Raw genomic sequence first — 17,361 nt, forward strand, 5'->3', positions numbered from 1 at the left:
TGAGATCTGCCGGACAATCCGGCGCGAGCCAGCGAGCAAGGGGCACACCGATTTAGACTCGGGGGTGGCTCGCCGTCCGCGGTGGGCGCAGCGGTGTCCGACGATCGTCGAGGTGAGGTAGATGGCAACAGAAGTCGATCCGGCAGGGCAGGACTACATGACTGATCACCCCGAGCTCGACGTGTTGCCGGTATGGCCGCAGGAGACGATCGCCGTGCTGGTCACGACCGATCCGGCGCCGCACGCGATTCCCGTCTCGTGGCCGGTGCGCGCGGGCGACCGCCGGATCCTGATCAGCCTGAAGTCCGATCGCGGCTCGCTGGCCCGGTTGCGGGCGCGGCCGGAGGTGGCCCTGCTGATCCTGGGCGGCGGCAATGTCGCGCTGTGCGCGCGCGGGCGGGCGAAGGTGATCGCCGAGCAGATGCCCTCGGCCGAGGACTACACCGCCGTGCAACTCGACGTCGAGGTGATCGACGACCATCGCCAGTCGGCTTTCGCGGTGGATCGGGGCATCCAGCGCACCGTGCTCGACGAGACCGAACTGCGCGCGCTGGAAGGCCGGGTCGAGACGTTGCGGACCTGGGCCGAGGACTGACACACATCATCAGATAGAAGGGTTTCCATGAGCGTCACACTCGCCAAGGGCGGCAATGTCTCGCTGTCGAAGCAGACCGACAACCTCACCAAGGTCGCGGTTGGTCTGGGCTGGGACGTGCGCACCACGACCGGCGCCGACCACGATCTCGACGCCAGCGCGCTGGCGACCGGCGCCAACCTGAAGGTGCTTTCCGACCAGCACTTCGTCTTCTACAACAACCTGCGCTCGCCGGAAGGCACCATCGAGCACACCGGTGACAATTTGACCGGCGCCGGCGACGGCGACGACGAGGTGATCAACGTCGACCTGGCGGCCACGCCGCCGACGATCACCAACATCTTCTTCCCGGTCTCGATCCACGACGCCCAGGCCCGCGGCCAGTCCTTCGGCCAGATCCGCAACGCCTACATTCGCGTCACCGACGCGATCACCGGTGTCGAACTGGCCCGCTACGACCTCTCCGAAGACGCCTCCACCGAGACCGCCATGGTCTTCGGCGAGCTCTACCGCCACAACAACGAGTGGAAATTCCGCGCCATCGGCCAGGGCTACGCCTCCGGCCTGGCCGGCATCGCCAGAGACTACGGCGTGAATATTTGAGCGCTGGCGCGCTCGAGGTCGCGGCCCCTCCTGTCCCGTCGCCCTGCCTCTCCTCGAGGTCGGGGCGTGGGGCTCGTCAATGCGATTGTCTGGCAGGCACACGCACGGTTTGCGCCGTACTCGCCTGAGCGAGCAGGGCGAAGTACTTGCGCAGCATCAGCACGGCTGTGGTGGCCAGGCCGGCCGTGAGGCCCCACCAGACGCCTGCCGCGCCCAGGTGGAGCGGGAAGGCGAACAGGAGGGCGGCAGGGAGGCCGACGCCCCAGTAGCCGATCAGCGACAGCCGGAAGCCCGCCGCGGTTTCCTTCAGGCCGCGCAGCAGGCCGGTGCCGATGTTCTGGGCGGCGTCGAAGAATTGCAGGACGATGCCGATGAGCAGCAGGGTGTGGGCGATCGCGATGGTGTCGGTGTCGCCGGAGTCCAGGAACGGGGCCAGCACCAGGTTCGGGGCGACCACGTAGACCGCGCCGGTGACGGCGGCGACTACGCCCGCGTGGCGCAGCGCCAGCCAGGCCAGTGCCCTGGCGTGGCTGTACTCGTCGCGCGCAACGGCATGGCTGACCAGGATCGACGCGCCGTGGGAGATGCCGATCGCGACCTGGAACACGATGTAGATGATCTGGTAGACCACATTGTGCGCGGCCAGCGCGGCGGGCCCGAAACTGCCCATGACCAGGGCCAGCACGGAGAACATCCCCGCCTCGGACCCGTAGGTCAGCGCGATCGGGGTGCCCAGGCGTAGTTCCTCGCGCACGATCGACCAGCGCACCGGCCACGGGGTGCGCGGCAGTGTCGGGCCGAGGCGATGGTCGCGAGCGACCATCGCCCAGAACACGCCGAAGGTGATCAGGAAGACCAGCGAGGTCGCGATGCCGACGCCGGTCAGGCCCGACGCGGGGACGCCGGCCCAGCCGTGGATGAAGGTCAGCGCGAGCACCAGGTTCAGCGCCACCGAGCCGAGGGTCACCAGCAGCAGCGCCTGCGGGCGCTGCATGCCGACGGTGTACTGCCGCAAGACCTGGAACCACAGGCAGGGCAGCAGTCCCGGGGCGAGCGCGATCATCATCGGCCGGGCCAGGGCGAGCACGCCCTCGTCCTGCCCGAGCCAGGGCAGTATCCACCCCAGCCCGATCAGCAGGGCGCCGCCGAGCAGACCGGCGATGGTGGCGATGACGAACGCGGCGCGCACCACCCCGCGGATCTCGTCGTCGGCGGAGTCGCCGCGTTTGCCCGCGGCGCCGAGCGCACCCGCGATCTGATTACCGGTGCCGGTGATCAACCCGACGCACATCGTGCGGATCTGGTTGAACAGCACCAGCGCCAGGCCGCCCGCGGCGACTTCGCGCACGCCGAGGGTGCCCATCAACGCCAAGTTGGTGGTCGAGACCGCGATCTGCGCCAGCTGGGTGAGCGCGATCGGCGTCGCCAGCCTCGCCAGCGCGCTGCTGTCGGTGGGCCGCGTACTCACCCACCCACTCCGCGGTTCGTTCCGCGCGCGTTCGCGCTCACCTGACCTCCATCAGTTCGTCGTGTCGCCGCAGCGGCGAGTAGCGGCGCAGCAGGGTGGTGACCTCGCATTCGGCGGCGGGGTCGAGCAGATCGCGCGCGGCCATCCAATCGTCGTCGAACACGGTATCGAGATACTTCTCGCCACCGTCACACACGATGGTCACCACGGTCGACCCAGCCGGGAATTCCGCGAGCCGCGCCAAGGCATTGTGCACCGAACCGCCCGCGGAACCGCCGATCAGCAGACCGTGTGTCCTGGCGACAGCGCGCGCGGTGGCGAAGGCGTCGGTATCGCTGACCTTCACGCCTTCGTCGAGCTGGGCGTAGTCCACGGCGGTGCCGATGGTCGCGCCGGGCGGGGTGCCCGTGCCCGACTGCCAGTACGGCCCGCCCTCGCCACCGAAGGCGATGGAGCCGACCGGTTCCACGCCGATCACCCGGGCGGGCTTGCCGAGTTCGCGCAACCGGGTGGCGGTGCCGAACAGTGAGCCGCCGGTGCCGACCGCGGAGAGCAGGATGTCGACCCGCTCGACCTCGGCCAGCAATTCCTCGGCCACCGCGTAGTAGCCGACCGCGTTGGCGTCGTTGTTGTGCTGTTCGGTGAAGTAGGCGTCGTCGCGGGCGGCCGCCATCGCCTCGGCGAGATCCTCCCGGGCCGAGGTGGCCAGCTCGTCGTCACCGTCGTCGGCGACGAACACCAGGTCGGTGCCCATGGCCCGCATCGCGCGCAACTTGTCCTTACAGGCGTGGTTGTCGACCACGGCGGTGAATCGATAGCCACGTTCGGCCGCGACCACCGCCAAGCCGAGTCCGGTGTTCCCGGACGTCGACTCGATGATATGCCCGCCATCGCGCAGCAAACCTCGCCGCTCCGCGTCGAGCACCATCGAGCGGGCCATTCTGATCTTGGCGGCGCCGGTCGGGTTGAACTGCTCGAGCTTGAGCAGCAGCCGGGTTCCGGAGTCGGTGACGGCGAGTTCGAACAGCGGAGTGCGGCCGATCAGATCCGTCACGCGCGTGACGAGAGCCATGGGGTGTTCCTCCATCGGATTGGGAGCTCGGGTGGATCAGCGGGCGTCCATACTCCAGCGCAGCCGGTCGCCGCGAGCGCGCAGCACGACCTTCGGCGGGAGCGGGAGTTCGTGGAACGGGGACTCGTTGGAGTCCATCTGGTACCCGGCGGTGTTCGGGTAGACGAGCAGATCGCCGACGCGGGCGCGGCGAGGCAGCGGGATGCGCCGCCTGCTCAGCAGGTCGGATTCCAGACAGGTGGTGGCGCCGACACAGGTGGGCGTGCGGTCGCCGGGGTGGGCGGGCCAGAGCACGGGATCGGGCAGGTATTCGCTGGCGAACCACTGCTCGGACAGGCTCAGGCTGGTGCCGTCGACGGTGAGGATGTCGTACGGATCGCCGTGCGCGGTACGCCTTTTCACGCCCTGCACCCGGAAGACCGAACTGCCCGCCCGGTCCAGCAGCGCGCGGCCGGGTTCGACCGCGAGCCGGATGCCGTTGTCGCGCACCAGCCCGGCCAGATCGTGGTGGGCCAGGACTGCGGTGAGCATGTCCGCGCCGGGGACCGGGAAGTGGTACGGATAGTAGCCACCGGCGGGCGGGTCGGCGTGGAACCAGCTCTCGCTCAGGGTGTCCCGGAACTCCGCCCAGGTTTCGGCGGCCAGATAGTCGACCCCGAAGCCGCCGCCGATCGAGATCGTGTCGGCCGGATGCCCGTGCGCCCTGGCCCGCAGGCAGTGTCCGACCAGGGTGATCGCTTGCTCGGCCCGGGCCGTCGCGTCGTAGCCGGACAGGTGGAAGCTGAAGCCGGACAAGGTGATCCGGCCGCCGACCACCTGCACGGCCTGTTCCAGCTCGGCCGGGTCGAGTCCGAAGCGACTCGTCGAGCCCTCGGGCAGCGCCCGCAGCAGGATGCGGGCGGGCAGCGCGAGGGCGCGCAGCCGGTCGAGTTCGTCGAGCGCGTCGACGGCGATCAGCGCCCGGTGCCGCGCCGCCAGCCACAGCAGCTCGTCGGACTTCGCGGGCCCGGTCACCATCAGGTCCTCGCCGCGCACGCCCTGCGCCAGGGCCGCGACCAGCTCGCCGGTGCTGGCGACATCGATGCCGGCCCCGTTCTCGGCGCAGGCCCGGGCCACGCACGCGGCCTTGTTCGCCTTCTTCCCGAAGTACACGAATCCGTCGACCCCGGCGCGGGTGAACGCGGTGTGGAAAGCGGTGATATTCAGCGCGACCCGGTCGGGGTACAGCACGTGGAACGGTCCGCCGACGGCGTCGGCGAGGTCACCGAGCAGCTGCGGATCGTCGATCAGCCGCTGTTCCAGCGCGTCGATCGGCGCGGGCATCGGTGGCGCGCAGTGACTCGGCCGGTCGGCGGTCGTGCCGGGACGGGCGGTGGCCGGTGCGTCCACCCGACGCGGGACGGCGACGTCGACGGCAGAACCGCCGACGCCGCCACCGGACGCTGTGTCCGTCAGTCCCACAACGGCACCTCGACACCCCGTCCCTCGGCGATGGCACGGGCCGCCAGCGCGTGCGCGACCGCGATATCGGTGAGCACCAGCCCGCTGTTGTAGACGAAGATCTTCTCGTCCTCGCTGCGCCGCGCGGGCGCGCTGCGGGTGAGGATCTGCGGCAGTTCGGCGTCGACGCTGCGCAGGGTGCCGTCCGGTCCGACCATGTCGGTGCCGGTCAGTGCCATCTGCGCGGCGCTGGTCGCGACCACCCGATCGGCGTCGACCAGCGTGGAGGGCGCGAGCCCGTAGCCGACCAGCACCGCCACCGAACCCGGTGCCAGATGGGCGGATTCGAGCGCCACCTCGGTGCCGGGTCCGGCCGTCGCCAGCACCACATCGGCGTTGGCCGCGGCCGCGTACGGATCGTCGACGACCTCGAGCAGCGCGTGCGGCACCGCGTCGGCGAGGTGCGCGTGCACCGCCGCCAGCCCCTCGGGGTGGGTGCCGAACACCATCAGCTTGCGCAGCTGCGGATTCACCGCCAGCAGATGCGGCAGGGCGTTGCGGCCCTGGGTGCCGGTGCCGATGAGCAGCGCGCTCTCCGCGCCGCGCCGCACGGTCTCGCGCACCAGCAACGCCGAGACCGCGGGCGTGCGTAACGCGCCGACCCGAGCGCAGTCCATCATCGCGATGGGTGCGCCGGTGGTGTCGTCGTAGAGCGTGATGGTGGTGTAGTACCGCTTGGTGCTGCGGTCGTGGCCGGGATCGAACTTGTAGGAGGTCTTCATGGCCACCACCCGGCGCCTGCCGTCGCGACCCAGCATCGCGTAGGACACCGAGGAGCCGCCGGGATCGGCGACGCTCAGCTTGCGCGGGTTGTCGGATTCGCCTGCCGCGAAGGCGAGATACGCCTCCTCCACGGCCCGGACCACCTCGGCGGGGGTGATCGGCACGTCGGCCAGGTCGCTGCGGGAGAGCACCCGCAGCGGGATGCTCCGGTCACGGTTGTTCAACGGATCCTCGTTCATCTGTGCTGCCCCGCTCTGCCGTCCGATCGGTGCTCGCCCGGAACGGCGCGACCACCCTTTGCCCATACCCATTCTCGGACGACTCCTGCGCGCGCCTGCGACGTTCGGGCAACCGGATGTTGACGCGCTTGAGCCAGCGATCGGTGCCGTCGTAGCGCGCGCGGAACGGGACCCGCCCGTGCACGGCGACGTCGTTGTCCACCAGCAGGATCTCCCCGGGTGCCAGCGCGGGCGCGTGGCAGACCCTGGCGAGCTCGGCGGTGAGCCGGGCATAGGCCGCCCGGAACGTCGGGTCGGCGTCGTCGAGCGGGGTGTAGGCCGGATCGTAACGCAGTGTGGCACTGCCGGATTCGTCGAACCACACGGTCGGCAGCGCCGGGGCGGGTTGATCGAAGCCGGTGCCGTAGGACACGTCGGGCAGGATCGGCACCGTCGGCGCGGCCAGGGTCCGCAGGTCGTCCTCGGCCAGGCGGACCTGACCGACCGACGACACCGTGGTGGCCACCCGGTCGGGGTTGCGCAGGCAGGTCAGCATCAGCAGATTGGCGCGGGCGGCGTGGAAGGCGTCCTCGGTGTGCGGGCTGAGCAGGGTGGAGCTACTCGCGCCCGACTGCTCGTCCTCGTGGCCGACGGCGGGCAGGATGTTGTTGACCAGTCTGCCGTTCTGCTGGCCCGCCCACCCGAACGGCTCGCCCGCGCACCGCGCCAGCAGCAGCATGGCGATGTCGAGGTCCAGCGAGCCGGTGTGTCCGGGATCGGCGGCGGCGGTGGCCGCGGCCTGCCAGTGCGGCGGCGTCGGGCCGAATTCGGCGTCGTCGACGGGCAGCCCGCGCACCACGGTGGCGCCCGCGGCGGTGGCGGGTGGCCGCACGGCGTGGCGCACGGCGGCGGGGAGTTCGCCGACCCGCTCCTCGATCTGGGCCAGCAGCACCGGGTCGTGCAGGGTGTCGGTGTGGGGTTCGTCACCTAATCGGTGGCGGATGTCGGTGGCGAGCGCACGGACGGCCGAGGCGGCGTCGGGGGGTAGCTCGCGATGTTCGATGTCGTGCAGGTGAAACGTCATACGTTCGGACAGAACGCTTTTCACCGGCCATCCCTTCTTCGCATCGGTCGAACGCGGGTGAACTTCAGACTCGATGTGCGAAGGTAGTGCCTGTGCTTTGATTAGGCAAGACTTACCTAATGTGTTGTCCGAGAAATAGCTGATTCATATAACGCAGAGTTCTACCGGAACGGACGAAACGGAGATCATCCGGGGTCCCGGGACGGGCTGCGGTTCGATGACGGTCGCCGGGAAGCTCCCCAGCCGGCGATTGTTTTAGGCTAGCCTCGCCTAGTTTGCGGCGCCAGGAGAAGTGGTGCGGCGCACGCGGTTCGAGGGAGGAACACGATGGGTTTCACGCGCAGGCAGCTCCTGCAATCCGGGCTCGGCGTCACCGCACTACTTCTGGTAGCCGCGTGCACGAGCGACGACGAGGCCGACGGGCCCGCGAAGCAGGGCGGCACGCTGCGGGTCGGCGCGCTCGGCACGACCGCCCGCGCCGAACGCGACCCGCACGCCAATCTCAGCAACGACAGCGACTTCCTGATCGCCTCGCTCGTCTACGACGCGCTGACCGTCCCCGGCGCCGACCCGACCGTCGCGCCGCGACTGGCCTCGCGCTGGGAGGCTTCCGCCGACAACCGGCGCTGGACCTTCACGATCGCCGAGGGCGCGAAGTTCCACAACGGCGCGCCCGTCACCGCCGACGACGTGGTGTGGTCGATGCGCAGGCTGCGTTCGGTCGGTGGCGCGTCGAAGATGCCGGTGGCCGAGAACGACATCGTCGCCGAAGGGCCGAACCGCGTCGTGTTCACCGTCGCCGCGCCCAATGCCCAACTGCCGCTGCTGCTGCGGCTGATGACCTTCACCGTGCCGCAGGGCACCACCGACTTCGCCGCCGCGATCGGCACCGGCCCGTTCCGGCTCGAGTCCTACCAGGGCGGCAACGCCCGGCTGGTCCGCAACGAGCAGTGGCACGGCACCCCGCCGCTGCTCGACGCGATCGAGGTGACCATGTTCGACAGCGTCACCGCGCTGGGCAACGCCGCGCTGGCCGGGCAGATCGACCTCGCCTCCAATGTCGGCGCCATCGCGGGCCGCACCGCCGCGACCCGGCGCGACCTGCAGGTGGTCCGGCGCGCGAACGACACCATGCTCGGTGTGGCCATGCGCGCCGCCGACGGACCGTTCGCCGACGCGCGGGTGCGCACCGCGCTGCGTCTCGGTGTCGACCGGACCGCGCTGGTCAACCAGGTGCATTCCGGCTACGGCACCGTGGCAGGCGACGTCCTCGGCACCGCCGACCCGCTCTACGACGCCGCGCTCGCGCGCCGCGATCGGGATGTCGAGCGTGCCAAGACTCTGTTGCGCGAGGCGAACTTCGACACCGGCCGCAGCTACGCGTTCGTCACCAAGGCCGAGGTGCCGGGCGAGGTGGAGTCGGCGAAGGTGATCGCCGCCCAGCTCGCCGACATCGGTGTCCGGCTCGACGTGCAGGTGGTCGAACCCGCCGCCTTCTACGACTCGACCTGGCTCAACGCCCCGCTGTACACGGTGTCGTGGGGGACCAACGATTCGGTGCTCTTCTTCGCCGACAAGCTGATGACCTCCACGACCAACCGCAACGAAACCGCGTTCCGCGACCCGGAATTCGATGCCGCGACCGCGAAGGCGCTGGCGTCCTCGGGCGCGGAGTTCACCAAGGCCTGCCATGACATCCAGCGCATCGAGTTCGAGCGCGGCGGCTATCTGGTGTGGGGCATGGCCGACGGCGTCGACATCGCCGCCGCACCGGTGCGCGGCCTGCCGACCCTCGGCGGCTTCGCTCGCGTGCAGCTGGAACGCGCCTGGCTGGCGTGACCGTCGTGCGGACCTTCGCCCTGCCGCTGCTCCGGCGGATCGCGCTGCTCGTGGCGCTGCTGGCCATCGTGTTCGTCGCGGTGGACCTGCTGCCCGGCAGCGCGGCCCGGTCGGCGCTGGGCCGCGATGCCGGGCAGGGCGAGCTGGCCGCGAAGGAACACGAACTCGGCCTGGATCGCGCGCTGCCGGTGCAGTTCTGGCACTGGCTCACCGGCGTGCTGACCGGTGACTTCGGGCAGACCGCGCGCGGCACCTCGGTCGGGGATCTGCTGGCCGACAAGTTCCCGCAGACGCTGCTGCTCGGTGGCATCGCGCTGGCGCTCACCGTCACGGTGTCGCTGGCGCTGGGCTGCTGGTGGGCGCTGCGCCCGACCGCGTTCGGGGCGCGGCTGCTGCAACCGGCCAGCACCGTCGCCGTCGCCGTGCCCGAATTCGTCTGCGGCACACTGCTGATCCTGGTGTTCTCGCTGGCCACCGGCTGGCTGCCCGCCGTCACCATCACCGATCGTTCGGGGTTCCCCGCCGGACCGGAGATGCTGATCCTGCCGGTGCTGGCGCTGGCGATACCGCAGATCGGCTGGAACGCCCGCGTCGTGCGCTCGGCGCTGCTCGATGTCGCCACGGCGCCCCACGTGGAGAACGCCGTGCTGGAGGGCCTTGCGCCGCGCACCGTGCTGCTGCGGCACATGCTGCCCTTCGCGGCTCCCGCCATCGTCGCCGGCTACGCCACCTCCGTCGGTATGCTCTTCGGCGGCGCGCTGGTCGTGGAGACCCTGTTCAACTATCCCGGCGTCGGTGCGGTCCTCGCCGGTTCGGTCGCCGACCGCGACACCGCGACCGTCGCCGCGGTCGTCGCCCTCACGGCCATCGTGATCATGATGCTGCTCGCTGTCGCCGACTTCGTGCGCACCTGGGCGTCGGGCGGCACGCGATGAGCCACGGGGAGCGGATGTTTCGGCCACCACGCCTCGTGGTGGTGCGCGAACCACAGGAGGCGCCGGTGAACCGCGGCGAACGCGAGATCCCGCACCGTGGCAGTCCTCGAGCGCAGGAGGTGTGGTGAGTTCTCGCGAGCAAGATTCCGGGTCGGGCGATGCGCGGCCGGTGCCCACGCCGCGTGGGTCCCGATGGTGGCGGTGGTCGGCGGCGGCCGGGGTGGGGCTGGTGGTGCTCGTCGCGGTGGTGGGACCACTGCTCGCGCCCTACCCGGCGGAGCGAGCGGTGGGGATGCCGTTCGCTCCGCCGGGTGGGGGAGCGGTGCTCGGGACCGATCGGCTCGGACGGGATGTGCTCAGCCATCTGCTCACCGGCGGCACCGAGCTGCTGGTGGTCGCGGCGGTGATCGCGGGTGCGGTGACCGTGCTGTCCGCGGTGCTCGGCGCGATCGCCGCGGTCCGGCCCCGCGCGGGTGCGGTGATCGAGCTCGGCGGCGATCTGGTGATCCTGTTGCCCGCGGTGCTGGGCATCCTGCTCGTCCTCACCGCGTGGCCGCAGGGCGGCGTGGCCGCGCTGATCGGGGTCTCGCTGCTCTTCGGCGTCCCGTACTGCGCCCGGATCTTCGCCGCCGCGGCGGCCACCATCGCGGCCGGTGGCTATGTGGAGGCCGCGATCGCCAGCGGAGAGTCGCTGTCACACCTGGTCTTCCGCGAAATCCTGCCCAATCTGCGCTCGGTCCTCACCACCCAGCTCGGCCTGCGCTTCGTCGTCGCCATCTACCTCGTCAGCACCGTCTCCTTCCTCGGCCTGCCCGCCCTCGACGCCGACAACTGGGCGAACATGGTGCGCGACAACGCCTCCGGACTGTTGCTCAACCCCTGGGCGGTGCTCGCGCCCAGCGCGGCCATCGCCGTCGTCGCGGTCGGGGTGAACCTGGTGGTCACGGGTGGGGGAGCGCGCAAACCCGGCCACCGGACCGCGATCGGTGCGCAGGTGAGCCGTACGTCCCCCGATTCCGCGGACCGCACGTCGGGACAGCGGCGTGGAGGGGGTCAGGAGTGTGGGATCTCGGTGGTCGGCGCCGGGGACGCCGCGGTCGTCGAGGGGCTGACGGTGATCGCCGAGACCGGTGCGATCCTGCTGGCGCCGTTGTCCTTCCGGCTCGAGGCCGGGACGGTGACCGCGCTGACCGGGCCGTCGGGTGCGGGCAAGTCGACCGCGATGCGCGCGCTGCTCGGTCATCTTCCCGCCGGTGCCAGGCAGGAAGGGGCGGTGCTGGTCGCCGGGCACGACGTGTTCACGCTCGATTCCGGTGCGCTGCGGAAGTTCCGGCGCACGCGCGTCGCCTACGTCGGCCAAGATCCCGGTTCCGAACTGAACCCGCTCCTGCGCGTGCGCGCCCTGCTCGCCGAGGCCGCGCCCACCGCCACCGACGCCGAGCGCCGCGCCGCCCTCGAACTCGTCGGCCTCGACGCCACCCACCTGCGCCGCCGCTGCGCCCGCCTGTCCGGGGGCCAGCAACGCCGGGTCGCCCTCGCCCGCGCCCTGCTGCGCAAACCCCAGGTCCTCGTCCTCGACGAACCTCTCGCCGGCCTGCACGGCGCCCTTCGCGCCGACATCGCCCGCCTCATCGCCGATCTGGCCGCCCGTGCGTCCACCGCCGTCCTGCTGTCCGGCCATGACACGACCACCGTGCACGCCATCGCCGACACCGTGGTCGAGGTGCACCCGCCGGGGGGTGGGCCAGTCCTCGACGGCACGTCGCCGGTCGACACGGCACCCGGGCACCACGGCAACCCGGCAGCTGATCGGGTGAGCCGCTCCGGGCGAGGCCCCGCACCCGTGACCGTCGCCGCGTCGGCAGGCCAGGACTCGTCGCCGGACGTTCCCGGCGACGCCGACCTCGCCGTAGCCGGGGTCGACCGCGTCGAGGCACCACAGGAGCCCGTGCTCTCGGGCGTAGGGTCCGGCGGTGCGCCGGTGTCGCGGTACCGGGGGCTGGAACCGATCGAGCGCCCGAGGGCGGATCAGCCCGGTCCGTCAGGGTCCGCCGGCCTCGGTCGGGTGACCGCCGTAGCGGCCGCGGGAACCGAGCCGCCGACCCTGCGCGTCGAGGGAATCGGCGCGGTCGCCGACGGACATCAGATCCTCGCCGGTGTCGACTTCACCGTCCGCGCCGGGGAAGCGCTCGCGGTGGTCGGTCCGTCGGGTGCGGGCAAGACGACGCTCGCCCGGGTGATCGCGGGACTGCACGTGGGTGCGGGCTCGCTCGAAGTGGCCGGAGCCCGCGTCACCGTCGATCGCCGACGCCGAATCACGGCGGCTCCCCGGGGTATTCAACTGGTCACCCAGAACCCGCTCGCGGCACTGAATCCCCGCCGCACGGTCGAACAGACCCTCGCGCGTCCGCTGCGCCGGATCGCCCGGGTGCCGAAGACGCAGCTGCGCGGCCGCGTCGAATCCCTGCTCACCGCGGTCGAACTCCCCACCGAGCTGGCCGCCCGACACCCGCACGAACTCTCCGGTGGGCAACGTCAACGCGTCGCCCTGGCCCGTGCCCTGGCCGCCGACCCGGCCGTCCTGATCTGCGACGAGATCACCACCGCCCTGGACGGCGCCACCGCCGCCGCGATCATGACCCTGCTCGACCACCTGCGGGCCGCGCGCGGCACCGCCCTCGTGCTGATCAGCCACGACATGGCGCTGATCACCACGCACTGCACCGAACTCGTCGTGCTCGACCACGGCCGGGTCGTCGAATCCGGCACCCCAGCCGCCGTTTTCGCTGATCCGGCCCACCCCGCGACCGCGGCACTGCTGGGCTGAACCGCTCGCGAGCAGGCGTTTTCGCGCGGGAGAATGCGACGAGTCGGTCCCACCGCACTCTGAGAAGTCGCTGTGAGAGGTGCCAGAGGTGTCGGTGACCTGGATGATGGGTGGGGTGTCTGTGCAGAAAGTCGGCGTGCTCGCCGCCGTGGCGGTGACCGCGCTGCTCGCGGGGTGTAGCTCGCTCGCGTCGATTCCCGGTGACATGCCGCCTGGCCCCGGTGCCGCGCTGCCCGCGATCGACGTCGACGCGCCGGGGCGGGCGGCCGAACAGTTGCGTGGCTGGGCCGACGAGCAGTCGGGGGCGGTCGGGATCGAACCGGTGGCGCTGGAGGCCTACGGGTACGCGGCGGCGGTGCTGGCCCGGTCCAAGCCCGAATGCGGGATCGCCTGGACCACGCTGGCCGGGATCGCCAGCGTCGAGAGCGGGCACGGCACACACCGCGGCGCCGGCGTCGACGCCGACGGGACGGTGCGTCCGGCGATCATCGGGGTCGCCCTGGACGGCACCAGGGGCAATGCCGACATCCGCGACACCGACGGCGGCACCCTCGACGGCGACACCACCTACGACCGGGCGGTCGGTCCGTTGCAGTTCATCCCCGAGACGTGGCGGCGCTGGGGTGTCGACGCCAACGGCGACGGGGTCATCGACCCCCAGAACATCGACGACGCGGCCCTCACCGCCGCGCGGTACCTGTGTGTCCGCGGCGGCGACCTGACCTCGGCCGACGGCTGGCAGCGCGCCCTGTTCGCCTACAACCAGTCGAACAAGTACATGCGGGTCGTGCGCGACCGGGCCGCGACCTACAGCATCGGCCGCCGCGTGTAGTTACCGGCCGGCCGGAGTGCCGGTTACTCCACGTCACGCCGAGACGATAGGCTCGGCACCGCACGGACCATCCCGTGAGACCTACCGTGCCTTTCAGTCGTAAGGAGTCGTTTTCGTGGCCATCATCGAACAGGTCGGAGCGCGCGAGATTCTGGATTCGCGCGGCAATCCCACTGTCGAGGTCGAGATCGCCCTCGACGACGGCACCCTGACCAGGGCGGACGTTCCGTCCGGCGCGTCCACCGGTGAGCACGAGGCCGTCGAACTGCGTGACGGCGGCGACCGCTACAACGGCAAGGGTGTCACCAAGGCCGTCGAGGGCGTCCTCGACGAGATCGCGCCCGCCATCATCGGCCTCGACGCCGTCGAGCAGCGCACCGTCGACCAGGTCCTGCTGGATCTGGACGGCACCCCCGACAAGTCCCGCCTCGGCGCGAACGCCCTGCTCGGCGTCTCGCTGGCCGTGGCCCGCGGCGCGGCCGAGTCCTCGGGCCTGGAGCTGTTCCGCTACCTGGGCGGCCCGAACGCCCACGTGCTGCCCGTGCCCATGATGAACATCCTCAACGGTGGCGCGCACGCCGACACCGGCGTCGATGTCCAGGAGTTCATGGTCGCCCCGATCGGCGCCCCGACCTTCCGTGAGGCGCTGCGCTGGGGCACCGAGGTCTACCACTCGCTCAAGGCCGTGCTCAAGGAGAAGGGCCTGTCCACCGGTCTCGGTGACGAGGGTGGCTTCGCCCCCGACGTCGCGGGCACCGTGGAGGCGCTGGACCTGATCAGCCTGGCCATCCAGCGCGCGGGCTACAAGCTCGGCACCGACGTCGCGCTCGCGCTCGACGTGGCTGCCACCGAGTTCTACACCCCCGGCGAGGGCTACAAGTTCGAGGGCAAGGTCCGCACCGCCGCCGAGATGGGCGAGTTCTACACCGACCTGCTCACCCGCTACCCGCTGGTCTCCATCGAGGACCCGCTGTCGGAAGACGACTGGGACGGCTGGGTCGCGCTGACCGATTCGATCGGCGACAAGGTGCAGCTGGTCGGCGACGACCTGTTCGTCACCAACCCGGAGCGCCTGGAAGAGGGCATCGCCAAGGGCGCGGCCAACGCGCTGCTGGTGAAGGTCAACCAGATCGGCACCCTGACCGAGACCCTCGACGCCGTCGAGCTGGCGCACCGCAACGGCTACAAGACCATGATGTCGCACCGTTCGGGCGAGACCGAGGACACCACCATCGCCGACCTCGCGGTCGCGGTGGGCTCGGGCCAGATCAAGACCGGCGCCCCCGCCCGTTCCGAGCGGGTCGCCAAGTACAACCAGCTGCTGCGCATCGAGGACGCCCTCGGCGACTCGGCACGCTACGCGGGTGACGTGGCCTTCCCGCGGTTCACCGGCGAGTTCTGAGCAGTAGCAGTACCGCAAGACAGGCAGTGAGATGACGGGGCGGTAGCGAATGACCGAGCGACGTGCGCGTGGAACCAGTCCGGGTGGACGAGGCGACCGCCGCACGTCGCGGGCCGCTCGCTCCCGCCCCAGTCATCTCGACGCCCCCGGCCGCCCCGCCGCGGCCAAACGCACCACCCGGCGCCGCCCCGAGTCCGCTACCGGCGCGACGACGGGCAAGCGCAAGCCCACCGGCAAGCTCGAGCGCAGCGAGCACACCATCCTCGGTCTCTCGACCGGCAAGGCGGTGATCCTCGCGGCCGTGCTGTGCGGGCTGGCGCTGACCCTGGCCGTGCCGACCCGCACCTACTTCAGTCAGCGGGCCGAGGCGGCCGCGCTGGCCCAGCAGCGCGCGGAACTCGACGCCGATCTGGCCGCCCTGCGTGACCGCCGGGCCCAGCAGCAGGACCCGGCCTACATCCGCTCCGAGGCCCGCGACCGGTTGCGCCTGGTGATGCCCGGCGAAACCCCCTACATCGTGCAGATTCCCGGCATCGAAGCACCGGCGCCGCCGCCGATGAGCACCCGAACAGCGGCGCCCGACCCCTGGTACACCGACCTGTGGCGCAGCATCTCCGAACCGGCCCCGGAAGGACCAAGGTGACCGCACCGAACGAGCGCGACCTCGAGATCATCGCCCAGCAGCTGGGCCGCGAGCCGCGCGGTGTCCTGGCCGTCGCCTACCGCACTCCCGACGGCCTGCCCGCCGTGGTGAAGACCGCGCCGCGACTGCCCGACGGCACCCCGTTCCCCACCCTCTACTACCTGACCGACCCCCGGCTGACCGCCGAGGCGAGCAGGCAGGAGTCGGCCGGGGTGATGCGCGAGATGACCGAACGCCTCGCCGCCGATCCCGAGCTGGCCGCGGCCTACCGTGCCGCGCACGAGAGCTACCTGGCCGAACGCGACGAGATCGAGTCGCTCGGCACCGATTTCACCGGTGGCGGCATGCCCGACCGGGTGAAGTGCCTGCACGTGCTGATCGCGCACTCGCTGGCCAAGGGCCCCGGGGTGAACCCCTTCGGCGACGAGGCCGTCGCCCTGGCCGCCGACGCGGGCCTGCGCGGCACCGCCATTCCCGCCGACTGGCCCGCCGCACGCACGCCCGAAGAATCGGCATAATCGCGGACAGCGCGTGGCGCCGGTATCGCACCGGCGCCGGGCGACCGGCCCGACCAGGAGGAACCTCATGACCGAGCGCATCGCCGCGGTGGACTGCGGCACCAACTCGATTCGCCTGCTGATCTCCGAGGTCGGCGCCGACGGCAGCCTCACCGACGTGCACCGCGAGATGCGCATCGTGCGGCTCGGCCAGGGTGTCGACGCGACCGGCCGGCTCGCGCCCGAGGCGATCGAGCGCACCCGCGCCGCGCTGGCCGACTACGTCGATGTGATGCTCGCCCAGGGTGTTTCGCGGGTCCGCATGGTCGCCACCTCCGCCACCCGCGACGCCGCCAACCGGGACGACTTCTTCGACATGACCCGCACCGAACTGGGCCGGGTCGTGCCGGGCGCGGTCGCCGAGGTGATCACCGGCGACGAGGAGGCCCGGCTGTCCTTCGCGGGCGCGGTCGGCGAATTGTCCGCCGACGCCGGGCCTTTCGTGGTGGTCGACCTCGGCGGCGGCTCGACCGAACTGGTCGTCGGCGACGGTGACGGCGTGCAGGCGGCCTACTCCGCCGACATCGGCTGCGTGCGGATCACCGAGCGCTGTCTGGCGGGCAACCCGCCGACGGCCGAGCAGGTCGCGGCGGCCCGGGAATTCGCGCAGACCAAGCTGGACGAGGCGTTCGCCGAGGTCCCGGTCGACCGGGTGCACACCTGGGTCGGCGTCGCGGGCACCATGACCACCATCACCGCCGTCGCCCTGGACCTGCCCGAATACGATTCGACCCGGGTCCACCTGACCCGGCTGAGCCTGGCCGAGGTCCACGACGTCTGCGACCGGCTGATCGGCATGGACCACGACCAGCGCGCGGCGTTGGGCCCGATGCACCCCGGCCGGGTCGACGTCATCGGCGGCGGCGCGGTCATCACCGAGGTGCTGGCCGACGAACTGGCCCGGCGCGCCGGGGTTTCCGAACTGGTCGTCAGCGAACACGACATCCTCGACGGCATCGCCATGTCGATCCTCGCCTGAGCCGGGCACACCGGGGCACGACCCGACGCGAGCTGTTCTCCGCCGCGCTGTCGGTGTGCCGCCGACTAAACGACAGCGCCGCGC

15 protein-coding genes are annotated in these 17,361 nt (G+C 71.2%); 10 read left to right on the plus strand and 5 right to left on the minus strand.

Annotated features, from left to right (window positions below; genetic code table 11):
• Window positions 1–121 precede the first annotated feature (121 nt).
• The gene (locus V8688_RS05370) at window positions 122–595 is read left to right on the plus strand and encodes a hypothetical protein (protein WP_255586644.1); all 474 of its coding nucleotides are present in this window, start codon (window positions 122–124) and stop codon (window positions 593–595) included.
• A 27-nt stretch (window positions 596–622) separates the two neighbouring features.
• Window positions 623–1,198 (plus strand): TerD family protein, encoded by a 576-nt coding sequence (locus V8688_RS05375; RefSeq protein ID WP_316576064.1) that lies wholly within the window; start codon window positions 623–625, stop codon window positions 1,196–1,198.
• A 76-nt stretch (window positions 1,199–1,274) separates the two neighbouring features.
• Here the strand turns inward: V8688_RS05375 and V8688_RS05380 are convergent, their stop codons facing one another.
• From V8688_RS05380 to V8688_RS05400, 5 genes are read right to left on the minus strand one after another with little or no spacing between them, the layout of a single operon-like run.
• Window positions 1,275–2,666 carry an MATE family efflux transporter gene (locus V8688_RS05380; protein ID WP_342800309.1) on the minus strand — a complete coding sequence of 464 codons (1,392 nt, stop codon included), beginning with the start codon at window positions 2,664–2,666 and terminating at the stop codon, window positions 1,275–1,277.
• A gap of 37 nt (window positions 2,667–2,703) precedes the next feature.
• A complete protein-coding gene (locus V8688_RS05385; RefSeq protein ID WP_218716043.1) occupies window positions 2,704–3,738 on the minus strand; it encodes a cysteine synthase family protein in 1,035 nt (344 codons plus the stop codon).
• Window positions 3,739–3,774: 36 nt separating this feature from the next.
• The gene (locus V8688_RS05390) at window positions 3,775–5,199 is read right to left on the minus strand and encodes a Y4yA family PLP-dependent enzyme (RefSeq protein WP_342800310.1); all 1,425 of its coding nucleotides are present in this window, start codon (window positions 5,197–5,199) and stop codon (window positions 3,775–3,777) included.
• Window positions 5,190–6,200: an ornithine cyclodeaminase family protein gene (locus tag V8688_RS05395; protein ID WP_218716045.1), complete on the minus strand. Its 1,011-nt coding sequence runs from the start codon at window positions 6,198–6,200 to the stop codon at window positions 5,190–5,192. The genes V8688_RS05390 and V8688_RS05395 overlap by 10 nt, the downstream gene beginning before the upstream one ends.
• The gene (locus tag V8688_RS05400) at window positions 6,172–7,263 is read right to left on the minus strand and encodes a TauD/TfdA family dioxygenase (protein ID WP_342800311.1); all 1,092 of its coding nucleotides are present in this window, start codon (window positions 7,261–7,263) and stop codon (window positions 6,172–6,174) included. Before V8688_RS05400 ends, V8688_RS05395 begins: the two co-directional genes overlap by 29 nt.
• A gap of 327 nt (window positions 7,264–7,590) precedes the next feature.
• Between V8688_RS05400 and V8688_RS05405 the strand changes: the two genes are divergently transcribed.
• From V8688_RS05405 to V8688_RS05440, 8 genes are all read left to right on the plus strand, one after another.
• Complete coding sequence (locus V8688_RS05405) at window positions 7,591–9,102, plus strand: ABC transporter substrate-binding protein (RefSeq protein ID WP_342800312.1); 1,512 nt, start codon at window positions 7,591–7,593, stop codon at window positions 9,100–9,102.
• Window positions 9,099–10,037 (plus strand): ABC transporter permease, encoded by a 939-nt coding sequence (locus V8688_RS05410; RefSeq protein WP_316576057.1) that lies wholly within the window; start codon window positions 9,099–9,101, stop codon window positions 10,035–10,037. The genes V8688_RS05405 and V8688_RS05410 overlap by 4 nt, the downstream gene beginning before the upstream one ends.
• Before the next feature lie 124 nt (window positions 10,038–10,161).
• Window positions 10,162–12,864, plus strand: coding sequence for an ATP-binding cassette domain-containing protein (locus V8688_RS05415; RefSeq protein ID WP_342800313.1), 2,703 nt, complete (start codon window positions 10,162–10,164; stop codon window positions 12,862–12,864).
• Window positions 12,865–12,970: 106 nt separating this feature from the next.
• Window positions 12,971–13,696, plus strand: a complete 726-nt coding sequence (locus V8688_RS05420) for a lytic murein transglycosylase (RefSeq protein WP_255588087.1) — start codon at window positions 12,971–12,973, stop codon at window positions 13,694–13,696.
• A 115-nt stretch (window positions 13,697–13,811) separates the two neighbouring features.
• The gene (eno, locus tag V8688_RS05425; protein WP_218719456.1) at window positions 13,812–15,098 is read left to right on the plus strand and encodes a phosphopyruvate hydratase; all 1,287 of its coding nucleotides are present in this window, start codon (window positions 13,812–13,814) and stop codon (window positions 15,096–15,098) included.
• Window positions 15,099–15,147: 49 nt separating this feature from the next.
• Entirely contained in the window at window positions 15,148–15,741 is a 594-nt protein-coding gene (locus tag V8688_RS05430) for a septum formation initiator family protein (RefSeq protein WP_316576055.1), read from the plus strand.
• Window positions 15,738–16,259 carry a DUF501 domain-containing protein gene (locus V8688_RS05435; protein ID WP_218719458.1) on the plus strand — a complete coding sequence of 174 codons (522 nt, stop codon included), beginning with the start codon at window positions 15,738–15,740 and terminating at the stop codon, window positions 16,257–16,259. Before V8688_RS05430 ends, V8688_RS05435 begins: the two co-directional genes overlap by 4 nt.
• A 67-nt stretch (window positions 16,260–16,326) precedes the next feature.
• Window positions 16,327–17,277, plus strand: a complete 951-nt coding sequence (locus tag V8688_RS05440) for a Ppx/GppA phosphatase family protein (RefSeq protein ID WP_342800314.1) — start codon at window positions 16,327–16,329, stop codon at window positions 17,275–17,277.
• The last annotated feature ends 84 nt before the right edge of the window (window positions 17,278–17,361 follow it).

This window comes from Nocardia sp. No.11 (assembly GCF_038752175.1).
GTDB classification, from domain to species: domain Bacteria; phylum Actinomycetota; class Actinomycetes; order Mycobacteriales; family Mycobacteriaceae; genus Nocardia; species Nocardia canadensis.

Bases quoted from the DNA above. Each gene is read 5' to 3' on its own strand.
- V8688_RS05370 (WP_255586644.1), top strand. From the start codon at position 122: ATGGCAACAGAAGTCGATCCGGCAGGGCAGGACTACATGACTGATCAC.
- V8688_RS05375 (WP_316576064.1), top strand. From the start codon at position 623: ATGAGCGTCACACTCGCCAAGGGCGGCAATGTCTCGCTGTCGAAGCAG.
- V8688_RS05385 (WP_218716043.1), bottom strand. From the start codon at position 3,738: ATGGCTCTCGTCACGCGCGTGACGGATCTGATCGGCCGCACTCCGCTG.
- V8688_RS05395 (WP_218716045.1), bottom strand. From the start codon at position 6,200: ATGAACGAGGATCCGTTGAACAACCGTGACCGGAGCATCCCGCTGCGG.
- V8688_RS05400 (WP_342800311.1), bottom strand. From the start codon at position 7,263: ATGACGTTTCACCTGCACGACATCGAACATCGCGAGCTACCCCCCGAC.
- V8688_RS05405 (WP_342800312.1), top strand. From the start codon at position 7,591: ATGGGTTTCACGCGCAGGCAGCTCCTGCAATCCGGGCTCGGCGTCACC.
- V8688_RS05420 (WP_255588087.1), top strand. From the start codon at position 12,971: ATGGGTGGGGTGTCTGTGCAGAAAGTCGGCGTGCTCGCCGCCGTGGCG.
- V8688_RS05430 (WP_316576055.1), top strand. From the start codon at position 15,148: ATGACCGAGCGACGTGCGCGTGGAACCAGTCCGGGTGGACGAGGCGAC.
- V8688_RS05440 (WP_342800314.1), top strand. From the start codon at position 16,327: ATGACCGAGCGCATCGCCGCGGTGGACTGCGGCACCAACTCGATTCGC.